The 12,498-nt window shown below is 67.4% G+C and carries 12 protein-coding genes; 3 read left to right on the top strand and 9 right to left on the bottom strand.

Going from position 1 to position 12,498, the window contains the following annotated elements:
• Window positions 1-34: 34 nt before the first annotated feature.
• The 4 genes from MRAB57_RS05690 to MRAB57_RS05675 all read right to left on the bottom strand — a co-directional run bounded on the left by MRAB57_RS05690 (window position 35) and on the right by MRAB57_RS05675 (window position 3,959).
• Entirely contained in the window at window positions 35-781 is a 747-nt protein-coding gene (locus MRAB57_RS05690; RefSeq protein ID WP_077086701.1) for a succinate dehydrogenase/fumarate reductase iron-sulfur subunit, read from the bottom strand.
• A complete protein-coding gene (locus MRAB57_RS05685; RefSeq protein ID WP_077086700.1) occupies window positions 781-2,697 on the bottom strand; it encodes a fumarate reductase/succinate dehydrogenase flavoprotein subunit in 1,917 nt (638 codons plus the stop codon). The genes MRAB57_RS05690 and MRAB57_RS05685 overlap by 1 nt, the downstream gene beginning before the upstream one ends.
• 45 nt (window positions 2,698-2,742) lie before the next feature.
• Window positions 2,743-3,582 carry a hypothetical protein gene (locus MRAB57_RS05680; protein ID WP_077086699.1) on the bottom strand — a complete coding sequence of 280 codons (840 nt, stop codon included), beginning with the start codon at window positions 3,580-3,582 and terminating at the stop codon, window positions 2,743-2,745.
• An 80-nt stretch (window positions 3,583-3,662) separates the two neighbouring features.
• On the bottom strand, window positions 3,663-3,959 hold the full coding sequence (locus tag MRAB57_RS05675) for a hypothetical protein (protein WP_077086698.1): 297 nt from the start codon (window positions 3,957-3,959) through the stop codon (window positions 3,663-3,665).
• A gap of 115 nt (window positions 3,960-4,074) precedes the next feature.
• Between MRAB57_RS05675 and MRAB57_RS05670 the strand changes: the two genes are divergently transcribed.
• A complete protein-coding gene (locus tag MRAB57_RS05670; protein ID WP_077086697.1) occupies window positions 4,075-4,836 on the top strand; it encodes an isocitrate lyase/PEP mutase family protein in 762 nt (253 codons plus the stop codon).
• A 76-nt stretch (window positions 4,837-4,912) separates the two neighbouring features.
• Here MRAB57_RS05670 and MRAB57_RS05665 read toward each other — a convergent pair whose 3' ends face one another.
• Entirely contained in the window at window positions 4,913-5,362 is a 450-nt protein-coding gene (locus MRAB57_RS05665) for an Hsp20/alpha crystallin family protein (RefSeq protein WP_077086696.1), read from the bottom strand.
• A gap of 225 nt (window positions 5,363-5,587) precedes the next feature.
• Between MRAB57_RS05665 and nirB the strand changes: the two genes are divergently transcribed.
• Together nirB and nirD are read left to right on the top strand one after the other, a co-directional pair.
• The gene (nirB, locus tag MRAB57_RS05660) at window positions 5,588-8,173 is read left to right on the top strand and encodes a nitrite reductase large subunit NirB (protein ID WP_173813902.1); all 2,586 of its coding nucleotides are present in this window, start codon (window positions 5,588-5,590) and stop codon (window positions 8,171-8,173) included.
• Window positions 8,170-8,538: a nitrite reductase small subunit NirD gene (nirD, locus tag MRAB57_RS05655; protein ID WP_077086694.1), complete on the top strand. Its 369-nt coding sequence runs from the start codon at window positions 8,170-8,172 to the stop codon at window positions 8,536-8,538. Before nirB ends, nirD begins: the two co-directional genes overlap by 4 nt.
• 20 nt (window positions 8,539-8,558) lie before the next feature.
• On the opposite strand, the gene MRAB57_RS05650 is transcribed toward nirD, so the two are convergent.
• The 4 genes from MRAB57_RS05650 to MRAB57_RS05635 form a co-directional block, all read right to left on the bottom strand.
• Window positions 8,559-9,011, bottom strand: a complete 453-nt coding sequence (locus MRAB57_RS05650) for a TetR/AcrR family transcriptional regulator (RefSeq protein ID WP_077086693.1) — start codon at window positions 9,009-9,011, stop codon at window positions 8,559-8,561.
• Between the two features lie 24 nt (window positions 9,012-9,035).
• Window positions 9,036-9,788 (bottom strand): sirohydrochlorin chelatase, encoded by a 753-nt coding sequence (locus MRAB57_RS05645; RefSeq protein WP_077086692.1) that lies wholly within the window; start codon window positions 9,786-9,788, stop codon window positions 9,036-9,038.
• Window positions 9,785-10,930 (bottom strand): uroporphyrinogen-III synthase, encoded by a 1,146-nt coding sequence (locus MRAB57_RS05640; protein ID WP_077086691.1) that lies wholly within the window; start codon window positions 10,928-10,930, stop codon window positions 9,785-9,787. The genes MRAB57_RS05645 and MRAB57_RS05640 overlap by 4 nt, the downstream gene beginning before the upstream one ends.
• A 77-nt stretch (window positions 10,931-11,007) precedes the next feature.
• Complete coding sequence (locus tag MRAB57_RS05635; RefSeq protein WP_077086690.1) at window positions 11,008-12,411, bottom strand: nitrate/nitrite transporter; 1,404 nt, start codon at window positions 12,409-12,411, stop codon at window positions 11,008-11,010.
• Between the last annotated feature and the right edge of the window lie 87 nt (window positions 12,412-12,498).

Raw genomic sequence — 12,498 nt, 5'->3', positions numbered from 1 at the left:
AGCCAGTCGGCCCGCGTGGCGGGCCTAGCGCCGCCTAGCGGCGAAACAGCTTGTTGCCCAACCACACCACGGGGTCGTACTTGCGGCCGGCGACGCGTTCCTTCATCGGGATCAGCGCGTTGTCGGTGATCTTGATGTGCTCGGGGCACACCTCGGTGCAGCACTTGGTGATGTTGCAGTAACCCAGGCCATGCTCTTCCTGCGCCATGTCGCGCCGGTCGAGGGTGTCCAGGGGATGCATCTCCAGCTCGGCGATGCGCATCAGGAACCGCGGTCCGGCGAACGCTTCCTTGTTCTCCTCGTGGTCGCGGACCACGTGGCAGACGTTCTGACACAGGAAGCACTCGATGCACTTGCGGAATTCCTGCGAGCGCTGCACGTCGACCTGCGCCATCCGGTACTCCCCGGGCTGCAGGTCCTTGGGCGGCGCGAAAGACGGTATCTCACGGGCCTTTTCGTAGTTGAACGAGACGTCGGTGACCAGGTCCCGGATCACCGGGAAGGTCCGCAGCGGCGTGACCGTCACGACCTCGTCCTCGGCGAACGAGGACATCCGGGTCATGCACATCAGGCGGGGCTTGCCGTTGATCTCGGCCGAGCACGATCCGCACTTGCCGGCCTTGCAGTTCCACCGCACCGCGAGGTCCGGCGTCTGGGTCGCCTGCAGGCGGTGGATGATGTCGAGGACCACCTCGCCCTCGTTGACCTCGACGGTGAAGTCCTGCAGCTCGCCGCTGTCGTCGTCGCCGCGCCAGACCTGCATGGTCGCGTTGTAGCCCATTAGCCTCTCCGTCCTGGGTGGTCGGCCAGCTCTTCTTCGGTGAAGTACTTCTCCAGCTCGGAGATCTCGAAGAGCTCCATCAGATCGGCCCGCATCGGCACCTGGTCTTCGCGGGTGACGGAGACGTCGGGAATGACGTCATCGCCGCCGCCCGCACGGCAGACCAGCAGCACCTTGCGCCACGACGAGTCCATGCCCGGGTGGTCGTCGCGGGTGTGCCCGCCGCGGCTCTCGGTGCGCAGCAGCGCGGCGTTGGCCACGCATTCGCACACCAGCAGCATGTTGCGCAGGTCGATCGCCAGGTTCCAGCCGGGGTTGTACTCGCGGCCGCCCTCGACCTTGATGTTCTTGAACCGCTCGCGGAGTTTGACGAGCCGCTCGATGGCCTCGGCGACTTCCTCCGACTTGCGGATGATGCCGACCAGGTCGTTCATCGACTGCTGCAGTTCCTGCTGCAGCGTGTACGGGTTCTCCGGGGTGGCGCCGTTGGCCGGTCCGTCGAAGGGGTCCAGCGCCCGCTTCGCCGCCGCCTCGACGGCGTCGTCGCTCACGGTCGGCCGGCTGGACAGGGCGCGGGCGTAGTCCGCGGCGCCCAGTCCGGCCCGGCGGCCGAAGACCAGCAGGTCGGACAGCGAGTTACCGCCGAGCCGGTTGGAGCCGTGCATGCCGCCGGAGCACTCGCCCGCGGCGAACAGGCCGGCCACGGTCGCCGCGCCGGTGTCGGGTTCGACCTCGACACCGCCCATCACGTAGTGACAGGTGGGCCCGACTTCCATTGGCTCCTTGGTGATGTCGACGCCGGCCAGCTCCATGAACTGGTGGTACATCGACGGCAGCCGCCGCTTGACCTCGTCCGGCGTCAGGCGGGAGGCGATGTCCAGGTACACGCCGCCGTGCGGGGTTCCGCGGCCGGCCTTGACCTCGGAGTTGATCGCGCGGGCGACCTCATCGCGGGGCAGCAGGTCCGGGGTACGGCGGGCGGAGTCGTTGTCCTTGAGCCACTGGTCGGCTTCCTGCTCGGACTCGGCGTACTGGCCCTTGAACACCGGGGGGATGTAGTCGAACATGAAGCGCTTGTTGTCGGAGTTCTTCAACACTCCGCCGTCGCCGCGCACACCCTCGGTGACCAGAATCCCCTTCACACTCGGCGGCCACACCATGCCCGTCGGGTGGAACTGGATGAACTCCATGTTGATCAGCGTCGCGCCGGCGCGCAGCGCCAGGGCGTGGCCGTCGCCGGTGTACTCCCAGGAGTTCGACGTGACCTTGAACGACTTTCCGATGCCGCCGGTGGCCAGCACCACCGCGGGGGTCTCGAACAGAACGAACTTGCCGCTCTGGCGCCAGTAGCCGAAGGCCCCGGCGATCCGGTCCCCGTCCTTGATCAGCTCGGTGATCGCGCACTCGGCGTACACCTTGATGCGCGCCTCGTAGTCGCCGAGTTCGGCGAAGTCCTCCTGCTGCAGCGAGACGATCTTCTGCTGCATGGTGCGGATCAGCTCCAGGCCGGTGCGGTCACCGACGTGCGCGAGCCGCGGGTAGGTGTGCCCACCGAAGTTGCGCTGGCTGATCTTTCCGTCCTTGAGGCGATCGAACAGCGCGCCGTAGGTCTCCAGCTCCCAGACCCGCTCCGGGGCCTCCTTGGCGTGCAGTTCGGCCATCCGCCAGTTGTTCAGGAACTTGCCACCGCGCATCGTGTCGCCGAAGTGGGTCTCCCAGTTGTCCTTCGGGTTGGTGTTGCCCATCGAGGCGGCGCAGCCGCCCTCGGCCATCACCGTGTGCGCCTTGCCGAACAGCGACTTGGACACGACAGCGACCTTCAGGCCCCGCTCACGCGCTTCGATGACCGCACGCAGTCCCGCGCCGCCGGCGCCGATGACGACTACGTCGTAGGCATGCCGCTCGACCTCAACCATGAAACCCTCGCTCGCTAAATTCTGGATTTTTCTTCAAACGGCTTGTCAGCCAACAAATCTCAGGTCGACAAGGTGGCCGCTGGCCATCATCGCAACGTAGAAATCGGTGAACATCAGCGTGCCGAGTGTGATCCAGGCGAACAGCTTGTGCCGGGTGTTGATGACGCTGACCTTCGTCCAGATCCAGTACCGCACAGGGTGCTTGGAGAAGTGCTTGAGCCGCCCGCCGGTCACGTGCCGGCACGAGTGGCAGGACAGCGTGTAGATCCACAGCATGATGACGTTGCCGAGCAGGACCAGGTTGCCCAGGCCGAAGCCGAACCCGCCGGGCCCGCTGTCGGAGTGGAACGCGACGATCGCGTCGTAGGTGTTGATGATCGAGATGATGCCGGCGATGTAGAAGAAGTACCGGTGGGTGTTCTGCACGATCAGCGGGAACTTGGTCTCGCCGGTGTAGTGGACACGGGGCTCGGCCACCCCGCAGGCGCTGGGCGACTGCCACACCGTGCGGTAGTAGGCGCCGCGGTAGTAGTAGCAGGTGAGCCGGAACAGCAGCAGGAATGGCAGCGACAGCGCCGCGTAAGGGATCAGCGCGCTCCACCAGTAGCCGGTGGGGATGATCTGCGGCCAGAAATCGCTGGCCTCACCGCAAGCCTTGCTGACGCACGGCGAATAGAACGGCGTCAGGTAGTGGTACTTGGGGACGAAGAAGTAATTCTGCTGGAACGCGCGCGCCGTCGCATAAATGATGAATGCGGCGAAGCCCAGGTCGATCCGCAAGGGCGACATCCACCACCGGTCGGTGCGCAGTGTGCGTTGCGGAATTTTGGCCCGCGTCGGTGAAAAGACGCCGGACGCAGGACGGTTCGCCGTAGGTGCGCTCATCTACTGTGTTCCTCTTCGAACGGGCTGTTGGATCGAAGGGTACACAGAGCGGGCCCCCCATTTCGCGGGGGGCTTGATTATCAGGACCGGTTGTGACCGCCGACACCCTCGTCGTCGACATCGCGCCAGAAATCGCTGTCGTATTGGGTGTCGGGAATGGCGATCTTCTCGCCGGATTGCTGCACCGTGGCGCGCGCCAAGTCTAATTCCGAAACATCGGTGTCGAGTAATTCGACATCGCTCAGGATCCGGTCGGCATCAATAACAATGCGGCGCATCGCCGGGCTGTCACCGTAGCGGGCCTTCAAGGAGCCGACGCACCGCCGTAGACCGCCGATGAGGGTGTGCAGTTCGGCGAGTTCGGTGGTCGTGGTCAACGCAGATCTCCTCGGGCTGATGGTGTTACGGATCACAGTACGCCCTCGATAGTATCCACAGCACCGGCTCGGGTGCCGGACCCGAAACGTCAGGGAACCCAGGGAGCAGACACCTATGACCGACCAATCCGCGCTGGCGCAGCGCGCCGAAGCGCTGCTCGCACTGCATCAGCCGGGCAATCCGGTGGTCCTGCCGACGGTCTGGGATGCCTGGTCGGCGCGCCTTGCCACCGACGCCGGATTCGTCGCGCTGACCGTGGGCAGCCATCCGATGGCCGACTCGATCGGCAAACCAGACGGCGAGGGCATGTCGTTCGAGGACGCGATGACCCGCGTCGCCCAGATCACCGCCGCCGTCGACGTGCCCGTGTCGGTCGACCTCGAATCCGGGTACGGCCAGCCGGCGCAGCGCCTCATCGAGGGCCTGTTGAGCGCGGGCGCCGTCGGCCTGAACATCGAAGACACCGTGCACTCGGAGGGAAAGCGGCTGCGGTCCGCCGAGGAACACGCCGAGTTGGTCGGCGCGCTGCGCTCGGCCGCCGACGCGGCCGGGGTGCACGTCGTGGTCAACGCCCGCACCGATCTGTTCCTGCGCAGCGACGGTGACGATTCCGATCGGGTGGAGCGGGCCGTGCAGCGGCTGACCCAGGCCGCGGCAGCCGGAGCCGATGTGCTCTACCCCGTGGGCCGCCACGACCCGGAAACGTTGCGGCGCTTGGCCACTGAGCTACCGGTGCCGATCAACGCGATCGCGCTGCCCGACCAGGACGACCCGGCGTCGTTCGGACCGCTGGGTGTGGGACGCATCAGCTTCGGTCCCTTCCTGCAGGCCGCGCTGGGCGGCCGGGCCAAAGAGCTGCTGGCCCGCTGGGGCTGAAACCTGTTGTGCGCCAACGACGAGTTGTTGGGCGATTCCTTCGAATGCGGACCCAACAACCCGACGTTCGGCTGTGTTACTTGGTGATCTCGATGCGCTGCGCCTGGCTTCCGGCCGGCTTCTTCAACGCGCCGGTGACCCGCACCGTCAACACGCCGGCGTCGTACGACGCCGCCACGGCCTCGCCGGTGACGTGCTCCGGCAGCCGGAACGACCGGCGGAAGGAGCCGTACCGGATCTCGCCTAACGTGCGGCCACGCTCCTCAGTGTGGTGCTCGTCACGGTGTTCGCCGTGGATCACCAGGCGGCCCTTGTCCACCTCGACGTTGACGTCCTTGGCTACGTCCACCCCGGGCAGTTCCAGGCGTACCACCGCGTCATCGCCGTCCTTGACGATCTCGGCGGCCGGGGTGAAACCAGTGGTCACCGGCTTGGCCCAGTCGGCAGCGGCCGCCGGTCCGAAGAAGTCGCGCAGCCACCGGTCGGTGTCCCAGGCCGGTCGCGACCACAGTGCGAGGTTGCTCATGTCGTCTCCTCTTTGCTTCCTTGAGTTTCATTGTGAGTTTGCTGTGACCGGCACCTTGCCGGCCTGCTGCAACTAACAACTTGAGCGCCCCACGCTTAAGTTCCACTAGGCCGTTCACCCGGAGAGAAAACACATCACACAGGAAACTGTGAGGTGTGAGACCCACGTCATACGAGCGATACATGGCGCGATTTTTCCTTAATTTCTGGCCCATATTCTCGTCGCATGGCTCCCACCCCAGATACGCGCGCACACTGTGCCGGCGGTCACATGGTGGTGATCGGACACGGCATGGTGGGGCACCGTTTGGTCGAGGCGCTGCGGGCCCGCGATGCCGACGGGACTTGGCAGATCACGGTTTTGGCCGAGGAGACGGATGCGGCGTACGACCGCGTCGGGCTGACCTCGTACACCGAAAGCTGGGACCGCGCGCTGCTGGCGCTGCCCGGGAATGACTACGCCGGCGACGACCGGGTTCGGCTGCTGCTGGACGCCAAGGTCACCGAAATCGACCGTGCGACAAAGTCAGTGCTCACCGCGGATGGCGAGCGGCACAGCTACGACACCCTGGTGCTGGCCACCGGCTCCTACGCCTTTGTCCCGCCGGTGCCCGGGCACGACCTGCCCGGCTGCCACGTGTACCGCACGCTCGACGACCTCGACGCGATCCGCGCCGGCGCCGAGCGCGCCCGTGACGCCGGTCACAATGAGGCCGGCGTTGTGATCGGCGGCGGCCTGCTCGGGCTGGAAGCCGCCAATGCGTTGCGCCAGTTCGGATTGCAGACACACGTCGTCGAGATGATGCCGCGGCTGATGGCCCAGCAGATCGACGAGGGCGGCGGCGCGCTACTGGCCCGGATGATCACCGAGCTCGGGATCTCCGTGCACGTCGGCACCGGCACCGAATCGATCGAAGCCGTGGAGTTGCCCGACGGTTCGGCGTCGGCGCGGGTGCGCCTGAGCGACGGCCAGGTCATCGACGCCGGCGTGGTGATATTCGCCGCCGGCGTCCGGCCGCGCGACGAGCTGGCCGCCGCGGCGGGCCTGAAGCTGGCCGAGCGCGGTGGCGTGTTCACCGACCTGTCTTGCCAGACAAGCGATCCTGACATCTACGCCGTCGGCGAGGTGGCGGCGATCGAGGGCCGGTGCTACGGCCTGGTCGCGCCGGGCTACACCTCCGCCGAGGTCGTGGTGGATCGGCTGCTGGGCGGAAGCGCGGAGTTCCCCGAGGCCGACCTGTCCACCAAGCTCAAGCTGCTGGGCGTCGACGTCGCCAGCTTCGGCGACGCGATGGGGGCGACCGACGACTGCCTCGAGGTCGCCGTCAACGACGCGGTGAATCGGACCTACGCCAAGCTCGTCCTCTCCGACGACGCCAAGACCCTGCTCGGTGGCGTGCTGGTGGGCGACGCTTCGTCCTACGGGGTGCTGCGGCCGATGGTCGGCAGCGAGCTGCCCGGGGACCCGCTCGCGCTGATCGCGCCGGCCGGATCCGGTGGCGGCGCTTCGGCATTGGGCGTCGGTGCGCTGCCGGACTCGGCACAGATCTGCTCCTGCAACAACGTCACCAAGGGCGATCTGAAGTGTGCGATCGCCGACGGCTGCGCGGACGTTCCCTCGCTCAAGTCGTGCACGCTGGCCGGTACCTCGTGCGGATCGTGCGTGCCGCTGCTCAAGCAGCTGCTGGAAGCCGAGGGCGTGGAGCAGTCCAAGGCGCTGTGCGAGCACTTCAGCCAGTCACGGGCCGATCTCTTCGAGATCATCTCCGCGACCGAGATCCGGACCTTCTCCGGTCTGCTGGAGCGCTACGGCCGCGGAAGGGGTTGCGACATCTGCAAACCCGTGGTCGCCTCCATCCTGGCCTCCACCGGATCCGAGCACATCCTGGAGGGCGAGCAGGCCGCGCTGCAGGATTCCAACGACCACTTCCTGGCCAACATCCAGAAGAACGGCAGCTACTCGATCGTGCCGCGGGTGCCCGGCGGCGACATCAAGCCCGAGCACCTGATCCTGATCGGGCAGATCGCGCAGGACTTCGGGCTGTACACGAAGATCACCGGCGGCCAGCGGATCGACATGTTCGGGGCCCGGGTCGACCAGCTGCCGGAAATCTGGAAGCGGTTGGTGGACGGCGGAATGGAATCCGGCCACGCCTACGGCAAGTCATTGCGCACGGTGAAGAGCTGCGTCGGCACCGACTGGTGCCGCTACGGCCAGCAGGATTCGGTGCAGCTCGCCATCGACCTGGAGCTGCGCTACCGCGGCCTGCGGGCACCGCACAAGATCAAGATGGGCGTCTCGGGCTGCGCGCGTGAGTGTGCCGAGGCGCGGGGCAAGGACGTGGGCGTCATCGCCACCGAAAAGGGCTGGAACCTCTACGTTGCGGGCAACGGCGGCATGACCCCGCGGCACGCCGAGCTGCTGGCCAGCGACCTGGACACCGAGACCCTGGTCCGCTACGTCGACCGCTTCCTCATGTACTACATCCGCACGGCCGACCGGCTGCAGCGCACGGCGCCGTGGGTCGAATCGCTCGAGGGCGGACTCGATCACGTGCGCGAGGTCGTGTGCGACGACTCGTTGGGTCTGGCCGCGGAATTCGAGGCCGCAATGGAGCGGCATGTGGAGAACTACAAGTGCGAGTGGAAGGGCGTGCTGGAGGATCCGAACAAGCTGTCGCGGTTCGTCTCCTTCGTCAATGCCCCGGACGCCGTCGACTCGACGGTGACCTTCACCGAGCATGCCGGTCGCAAGATCCCTGTGTCCATTGGTATGCCGAAAATCCGAGTGGGAGCTGAGGACGAATCATGACACTTCTCAACGACATTGACGTGTGGACGAGCGCCTGCGCCTACGACCACCTCATTCCCGGTCGCGGCGTCGGCGTGCTGCTCGACGACGGCAGCCAGGCGGCGCTGTTCCGCCTGGACGACGGCTCGGTGTTCGCGGTGGGCAACGTCGACCCGTTCTCGGGCGCGGCGGTCATGTCTCGCGGGATCGTGGGCGACCGCGGCGGCTGCGTCACCGTCCAGTCGCCGATTCTGAAGCAGGCGTTCTCGCTGGAAGACGGTTCCTGCCTGGACGATCCGGCCAAGTCGCTGCCGGTGTACCCGGTGCGGGTGTCGGTCGACGGCGTCGTCCAGATCGGTGTGGACTACCAGCAGCGGGCCGCCTGAGCCGCAGCACGCCGTCGGGGTCACCCGCCGATGTCCCCGACCAGGTAGCGCTGCATGGTCGGGCCGATGGCATCGACGAGGGCTTCCACCGACATGGAATGCAGGGGTTCGGAGCGCACGCCGTAGCGCATGATGCCCAGCCCGACCAGTTGCGAGGCGCATAGCGACGCCCGCACCGCGGCCTTGTCGGCGCCCAGGATCTTCAGCAGCGGGCCGAAAACCGGGCCGACGAACATGTTCTGCACTATCTCGGCGGTTTTCGCCATGCCGGTGGAGGCGATCGCGCTGGCCGCAAATGGCCCGCCGCCGGCGGCGTCCCACGTGGTGATCAGCAGATACAACGTCTGGCGGCCCGCCTGATTGACCCCGCCGGTGACGATGCGGTCGATGAATTCCGGTGTGCCGAATGGCAACCGCAGCATCTTGGCGACGGGGTCGAGGAGCCCACGCGACGGCTCTTCGCGACGGGGCATGGTGCCAGGATCACCCGTGGGCGATCAAAGATCAAGCATCGCCAGGCTTGTCGGCGCGCCCGGCCGGTGATGACGAACCGGCCGGCCGCGCCCGGTGTTCACCGACGGCGGCACCGCGCGACGGAACCGGTCGGCGATCAACCGTGCCATTCCCGGATGAGTGCCCAGCGGCCGGCTGACCAGATCGGCGCCGGCGTCCCGCAGCTTGTCTTGGAACAACCCGTCGGACAGGAGGTAGGACGCCACCACAACGCGTCGCGCACCGCCGGCCCGGGCCTTCTCCACCGCCTCGTTGATATCCGGGCCCCCGGTGGCGGCGAACCCGAGGCTCACCCGCGAGCCGGTCATCGCCGACAGCAGCGTGGCGGTGGTGTGCAGGTCCGCGCGTGCGTGGGGGTCGGATGTCCCCGCCGCGCCGAGGACCACGGAATCGCCCGGGCGCCAACCGGTTTGGATCAGCTGATCGGAGACGATCCGCGCGACGCGACCGCCCGGTCCCAACGCCGGCGTGACGACGACGTTGTGGTGCCCGCTGGCCGCGACGTGGGCGGGCAGATCGGTGCGGACGTGGTATCCGCGGGACAGGAACGCCGGAACGACGATGGCCCGCGGGCCGGTGGCCGCGGCGAGCACCTCGCTGGGGGTGGGTCCCAGGACGTCGACGAAGGCGACCTGCACGGGCCGGCCGAGCAGGTCGCTCACCTGCGCGGCGAGGTCTCCGACCATCGCGACGCCGCCCGGTCGGCGGGTGCCGTGCGCGGCCAGGATCAAACTCACGGCGTCACCCCGCGCTCCTCGATCGCCAGCCGGTAACCCCGCTTGACGACGGTCGCGACAATGTTCTTGTCGCCCAACGCCGTTCGCAGCCGCAGCACGGCGGTGTCGACGGCGTGGGTGTCGTTGCTATTGCCGGGCAGCACCTGCAGCAGGTCGTTGCGTGAGACGACGTCGCCCGGGCGGTGGGCCAGCGCACGCAGTATCGCCATCCCCGAACCGGACAGCGTCTTGACCGAATCGTCGACCAGCACGCAGGTACCCCGGATCTCGACCGCGTGGCCGGCGGCCTGGACGGTGCGGGACACCAGCGGTGGCAGCTCGACCGCGATGTGCCGGGCCAAGGCGCCCAGGCGCATTCGTTCGGGCGACGACGTCGGTACGCCCTTGCGGATCAGCGGCTGGGAGGTCACCGGCCCGACGCACATCGCGTGCACGTCGGTGCGCAGCGCCTCGAGCACCTGATCCTCGATCTGCAAATCACGGCTGCGCTCCAGCACCGCGGCGGCCGCGGGCGCGGAGGTGAAGCTGACGGCATCGAACTGCCGCTTCGCGATTCCGGTGACGAGCTGGTCGAAGTTGCCGCCCAACGGCGTTGACTTCCACCGGTAGACGCGGATGGCGACGACGTGGGCGCCGGCCGCGCTGAGGCCCCCGATGAACTCCGGGAACGGATCCCAGGCATCCGCGGCGCCGTGCAGCTGGACGGCGATGCGCGCGCCGGAAACGCCGCCATCGAGCAGGTATTCCAGTAGCTCCTGGGAGGATTCGGACTTCGGCGACCATTCCTCGTGCAGGCCGGCCGCGCGCAGCGCGCCCGTCGCCTTCGGCCCGCGGGCCACCACGCGCGCGTTGGACAGCGCCGCGACCAGCTGGGTGGACAGGCCCCAGCCCTCGGCCGCCGCCAGCCAGCCGCGAAAGCCGATGCCGGTGTGCGCGACCAGAATGTCCGGCGGTTCGGCGATCAAAGCCTCGGTGCTGGCGTGCAGCTCGTCGTCGTCCGGCAGCGCGATCATGTTGATCGCCGCGGCGCTACAGACCTCGGCACCATTGCGGCTCAGCAGCGCGCACAGCTCCTCGGAGCGGCGCGCCGACGTCACCGCGATGCGGTAGCCGGTCAACGGTGTGGAGGCGGGCTGGGCCATATGCATTGTGTATGCCTGTGACATTTCCGTCGCATTACCAAGTGATTGCTGACGCATCACCCCTAGTGCGCTGTCGCTCACACCCGGGCCGACCTGGGTTGAAGCGCCGACTTCGACACGCCCGGGGCGGCGGCGGGCGGGCGGACGTACATGACCCAGGTCAGGATTGCCGCGATGACGTATGAGGCCAGGAACAGCCAGTAAGCCGACGTCTCGGTGCCGCTGCGGAGGTAGGACTCGCGCAACGCCAGGCTGATTCCGACGCCGCCGAGCGCGCCGACCGCCGAGCAGATACCGATCAACGATCCGGACTTCGCGCGCGCCCATTGGCGGCGCTGCGCCTCGCCGGCGTCCAGCGAGCGACTGCGCGCGTCGTAGACCGACGGAATGAGTTTGAACACCGAGCCATTGCCCATGCCGGACAACACGAACAGGATCATGAACCCGATCACGTAGCCGACCATCACGGCCGATGTGCCGCCGGCGTCGCGACCGTCCACCGTGCTGATCGCGACCAGCATCCCGGCGGCCAGGGTCATGCCGCCCAGCACGCCGAGCGTCACCCGGCTGCCGCCCCTACGATCGGCCAGCCTGCCGCCGTAGATCCGCGCCAGCGAGCCCAATAGTGGCCCGACGAAGGCGATTTGGGCGGCGTGCAGCGACGCGTGCTTGGCCGTCTCGCCGTTGGCCAGGAAGTTGACCTCGAGCACCTGTCCGAAGGCGAACGAAAATCCGATCCAGCTGCCGAAGGTGCAGATGTAGAGCAGCGATATCACCCAGGTGTCGCGTTCGAACAGGATCGACCGCATGTGGTTCGGCTCGCCGCCGTGATCGAGGTTGTCCATGAACCGCGCCGCCGCAATCCCGATGGCCGTGAGCAACACCAGGTAGACCGCGCAGACCCAGTACGGCGCTTCGTGTCCCGCGGTGGCCAGCACCAGCAGACCGACCAACTGGATCACCGCGACGCCGAGGTTTCCAACCCCCGCGTTGACGGCCAGCGCCGTGCCCTTGAGCCGTTGGGGGTAGAACGCGTTGACGTTGGTCAGCGATGCCGCGTAGTTGCCACCGCCCAGGCCGGTCAGCGCCGCGCACACCACATAGGGCCACAATGGCAGCCCGGGGTTGGCCAGCAGCACGATGGTGCCCGCGGTCGGGATCACCAGCACGAAGGCGGAGAACGTCGTCCAGTTGCGGCCGCCGAACGCGATGATGCCCATGGTGTACGGAATGCGGGCGCACCCACCGCCCAGCGTGGCCACCGCACCGAGCAGCAACTTGTCGCTGGCGGAGAAGCCGTAGACCGAGGCCGGCATGAAGAGCACCATCACCGACCAGAGGGTCCAGATGGAAAACGCCACATGGTCGCCGGCCATCGTGCAGAGCAGATTGCGGCGGGCGATCTTGTTGTTGCCGCCCTCCCAGGCGGCGGTGTCCTCTGGGTTCCAGTCCGTGAGGCGATGGCCACGACCTAGGCGCACTTCGTGTTTGGTCGCCCCGGCGGACGAAAGATGCTGGGGCAGTGACGAAGAGGGCCTGGCGCGCATGAGATTCCCTCTCGTCGGGCC

This window comes from Mycobacterium rhizamassiliense (assembly GCF_900157375.1).
Lineage (GTDB): Bacteria > Actinomycetota > Actinomycetes > Mycobacteriales > Mycobacteriaceae > Mycobacterium > Mycobacterium rhizamassiliense.
Note: the sequence above shows the minus strand (reverse complement) of the source record. Positions and strands in the feature narration are given on the sequence as shown.

Excerpts from the sequence above, each read along its gene's own strand:
- MRAB57_RS05640 (WP_077086691.1), bottom strand. The coding sequence starts at position 10,930 with ATGGCCCAGCCCGCCTCCACACCGTTGACCGGCTACCGCATCGCGGTG.
- nirD (WP_077086694.1), top strand. The coding sequence starts at position 8,170 with ATGACACTTCTCAACGACATTGACGTGTGGACGAGCGCCTGCGCCTAC.
- MRAB57_RS05680 (WP_077086699.1), bottom strand. The coding sequence starts at position 3,582 with ATGAGCGCACCTACGGCGAACCGTCCTGCGTCCGGCGTCTTTTCACCG.
- MRAB57_RS05665 (WP_077086696.1), bottom strand. The coding sequence starts at position 5,362 with ATGAGCAACCTCGCACTGTGGTCGCGACCGGCCTGGGACACCGACCGG.
- MRAB57_RS05690 (WP_077086701.1), bottom strand. The coding sequence starts at position 781 with ATGGGCTACAACGCGACCATGCAGGTCTGGCGCGGCGACGACGACAGC.
- nirB (WP_173813902.1), top strand. The coding sequence starts at position 5,588 with ATGGCTCCCACCCCAGATACGCGCGCACACTGTGCCGGCGGTCACATG.
- MRAB57_RS05685 (WP_077086700.1), bottom strand. The coding sequence starts at position 2,697 with ATGGTTGAGGTCGAGCGGCATGCCTACGACGTAGTCGTCATCGGCGCC.
- MRAB57_RS05670 (WP_077086697.1), top strand. The coding sequence starts at position 4,075 with ATGACCGACCAATCCGCGCTGGCGCAGCGCGCCGAAGCGCTGCTCGCA.
- MRAB57_RS05650 (WP_077086693.1), bottom strand. The coding sequence starts at position 9,011 with ATGCCCCGTCGCGAAGAGCCGTCGCGTGGGCTCCTCGACCCCGTCGCC.